Raw genomic sequence first — 2,970 nt, 5'->3', positions numbered from 1 at the left:
TGGTAACAACAAAATGAAAATACTATAATAAAAGCAGCAAACGCTGAGAGTTTTATATACGAGAAAAAAGCCTCGGTTAAACTTGTGTATATTATTTTTCTATTACTATCTACACTAACCTCTATAAGCGGAGATAGAATAATTTTATATATATCACTACTAAACCAATAGCATAATCCAAACGCAATTATGAAGATCCCAAATAGAGTTAAAAAACGCTTTTTTAACTCTCTAAAATGTTCTCTAAATGTATATTTTTCCATAATAATGCTTAGCTTGACGTAAAAACGCCTACTCTTTTGCTGGAAGTAAATCTTTTATATTTTCCTCCAAATGAAGATCCTCTGTTGAATTTAGTTCAACTGCTTTTTTCTTCATCTCATCAACCACACCATCCTTATTAATATCTTTGGCAGTTGGTAGTTCAATATTACTTAAGATACCAGCGGGGATAAGTTTTACAACGTCTTTAAGTATACTTTCCAAGTACGGAGTTATAATTGCTGTTTTTAGCCATTCTGGGTAATCCTCTTGTGAAATATTAAACACCAAATCCTCTGCTGATTCGGCTTTAGAGTACGCTCCAGTAACAAAAATTGCTAATACCCAAAATAGTATAACCGATATCAAAATGCCTCTAATAAAGCCAGCAACTATTCCTAACAGACGATCAAGCCACCCTTGGCTAATAACAGAGACCATCATTACCAAACTAGAACAAATAAAGGTAAAAACTATTAATGAAAATATATAAGCAGAAACACCGCTAGCAATTGAAATAATTAAATCATTGTTGAAATAACTTGAGAAAACAACTTTTACCTTAGGATAAAGTAATATGGCAACAAATATTGAAGCTACAAAACCAAGAAAATTAATCACAATCTGTATCATCCCTTTGTAAAGTCCAAATAGGGATGATATTGAAACTATTGTTAAGATTACTATATCAAACAAGGTTAGAGTCATAGTGCTAGTTCCGAATTAAATGAAATTATAGATTTATCTGTAATTATATAATCCATCTTAATGTCATGAGGTTCATGTGGCAAGTATTCGTATAAATTTTCATAAAAACATACACCTATTTTTGTAATTTTTTTATCTATTTTAGAAAAATATTTATCATAATACCCCAGCCCAAAACCAAGCCTATGGCCAAACAAACTAAATGCCATCCCTGGCAAGATGGCGATATCTGGAATTAATTTAATATTATTGCTTGGCTGTTTTAATTTACCAAACATATTCATTTCAAGCTGAGAACCGACTTCATACTTTACAAAATCCATTCTTTCTCCTTTAATTTTAGGAATACCCACAGACCATCTTGGATCCACTACTAATTTTAATAAGTCCGGCTCTCCTGCCATTGGCCAATATAAACCAACTACTAGCTTAAACTTTTTTTCTAGCGAATTATCTTTCTCCTTAACTTTAGAATATAAAAAATCACTAACATTTTTGATAATAATATCATTCGAATTAAAATGCTCGACCTCACTAAACTTCTTACGGTCCAAAAGTATTTTTTTTCTAATACTGTTTTTTAATTCCATGTAAATCTGTTTATCTATTTAATTAAATATCTTTTGCAAAAATTCTTTATGAAAAATTTGCTCTTCTTGGGTTGGCCTGATAACTATTTTATTGCCAAGTGTATCAACTGACAAATCTTTATCTGAATTGAAACCTATAGATTCATTTTTTATCACGAAACTAGTCTGCCTACCTCCAGTAAGTTCTACATATACCTCTGCGAGAAGCTCTGCATCCTTTAAAGCTCCATGATATTGTCTCGATGAATTATCAACTTTAAATCTTCTACATAATGCGTCCAAATTCACCTTTGCACCTGGAAATGCTTTTCTTGCTATTATCAGTGTGTCAATTGCATTTTCTACTTCTAATGAAGGTAAGTTTAATAGAGATAGTTCATGGTTTAAAAATTTAATGTCAAACGGAGCATTATGAATAACCATCTGACTATTATCAATAAATTTTAAAAAAGTATCTGCAATATCTTTAAATAATGGTTTATCCTTTAGGAAGTCACCTGAAATCCCATGAATCCTATAGGCTTCCTGAGGCATATCTCTCTCTGGATTTATATAAAAATGAAATTTATTCCCAGTTAGAACTTTGTTTTCCATTTCCAAAGCACCAATTTCAACAATCCTATGCCCATCTCTTGGACTAAGGCCAGTTGTTTCTGCTTATATATTTTCATTAATAGTTTTTACCTTTATTTGTTCTAGTTTGGTAATGATGGTCTCTGTTATTAGCCAAGGGTGGCTTGATCGTCTGTTAGGAATAGTTGCTGGCTTTATTAGAGGCATTTTGATATCGGTTATACTATTTTGGGTATTAGCAATTTTTGTTACTGGAGCGTACTCTAAAGCCGAATCAGCAGAGGATTTGGTGTTTAATATTTCACAAGAGGATTACCCAGAATGGCTAAAAACAGCAATTATAACTCCGTACTTGGAAAGTATACTTAAAGACGTTGTAAAACTTATCCCCGCTGGTATCTTAAGTAATATTGAACTACCAACTGCCAAAGATATTAATAAGGATGGTGTGGTTGATGAGATGAAGAAAAAAGCAGTTGAACTAAATTCAACAGAGGATCTTCATTTGGAGGAAAATATAAAAGATTTACTTCCAGCAAAAGAGTAGGCGTTTTTACGTCAAGCTAAGCATTATTATGGAAAAATATACATTTAGAGAACATTTTAGAGAGTTAAAAAAGCGTTTTTTAACTCTATTTGGGATCTTCATAATTGCGTTTGGATTATGCTATTGGTTTAGTAGTGATATATATAAAATTATTCTATCTCCGCTTATAGAGGTTAGTGTAGATAGTAATAGAAAAATAATATACACAAGTTTAACCGAGGCTTTTTTCTCGTATATAAAACTCTCAGCGTTTGCTGCTTTTATTATAGTATTTTCATTTTGTTGTTACCA

5 protein-coding genes and 1 pseudogene are annotated in these 2,970 nt (G+C 31.5%); 2 read left to right on the top strand and 4 right to left on the bottom strand.

The features are described 5' to 3' along the window. The 4 genes and pseudogenes from Megvenef_RS08420 to dnaQ all read right to left on the bottom strand — a co-directional run. On the bottom strand, window positions 1–263 hold a 263-nt coding region (locus Megvenef_RS08420; protein WP_322777490.1), incomplete at its 3' end, for a twin-arginine translocase subunit TatC. A gap of 28 nt (window positions 264–291) precedes the next feature. Continuing rightward, entirely contained in the window at window positions 292–969 is a 678-nt protein-coding gene (locus tag Megvenef_RS08415; RefSeq protein WP_322777493.1) for a CvpA family protein, read from the bottom strand. Then, window positions 966–1,559: a 5-formyltetrahydrofolate cyclo-ligase gene (locus Megvenef_RS08410; protein ID WP_322777492.1), complete on the bottom strand. Its 594-nt coding sequence runs from the start codon at window positions 1,557–1,559 to the stop codon at window positions 966–968. The genes Megvenef_RS08415 and Megvenef_RS08410 overlap by 4 nt, the downstream gene beginning before the upstream one ends. 18 nt (window positions 1,560–1,577) lie before the next feature. Continuing rightward, window positions 1,578–2,213: pseudogene (gene dnaQ / locus Megvenef_RS08405) on the bottom strand (DNA polymerase III subunit epsilon); the annotation flags it as partial. Between the two features lie 52 nt (window positions 2,214–2,265). Here dnaQ and Megvenef_RS08400 point away from each other — a divergent pair. Together Megvenef_RS08400 and Megvenef_RS08395 are read left to right on the top strand one after the other, a co-directional pair. Then, window positions 2,266–2,679 carry a CvpA family protein gene (locus Megvenef_RS08400; protein ID WP_322777491.1) on the top strand — a complete coding sequence of 138 codons (414 nt, stop codon included), beginning with the start codon at window positions 2,266–2,268 and terminating at the stop codon, window positions 2,677–2,679. Window positions 2,680–2,707: 28 nt separating this feature from the next. Continuing rightward, on the top strand, window positions 2,708–2,970 hold a 263-nt coding region (locus tag Megvenef_RS08395), incomplete at its 3' end, for a twin-arginine translocase subunit TatC (RefSeq protein WP_322777490.1).

Source organism: Candidatus Megaera venefica (genome assembly GCF_034554655.1).
Classification (GTDB): domain Bacteria; phylum Pseudomonadota; class Alphaproteobacteria; order Rickettsiales; family Rickettsiaceae; genus Megaera_A; species Megaera_A venefica.
Note: the sequence above shows the minus strand (reverse complement) of the source record. Positions and strands in the feature narration are given on the sequence as shown.

Coding starts and splice junctions, on each gene's coding strand:
- Megvenef_RS08410 (WP_322777492.1), bottom strand. CDS start 1,559: ATGGAATTAAAAAACAGTATTAGAAAAAAAATACTTTTGGACCGTAAG.
- Megvenef_RS08415 (WP_322777493.1), bottom strand. CDS start 969: ATGACTCTAACCTTGTTTGATATAGTAATCTTAACAATAGTTTCAATA.
- Megvenef_RS08400 (WP_322777491.1), top strand. CDS start 2,266: ATGATGGTCTCTGTTATTAGCCAAGGGTGGCTTGATCGTCTGTTAGGA.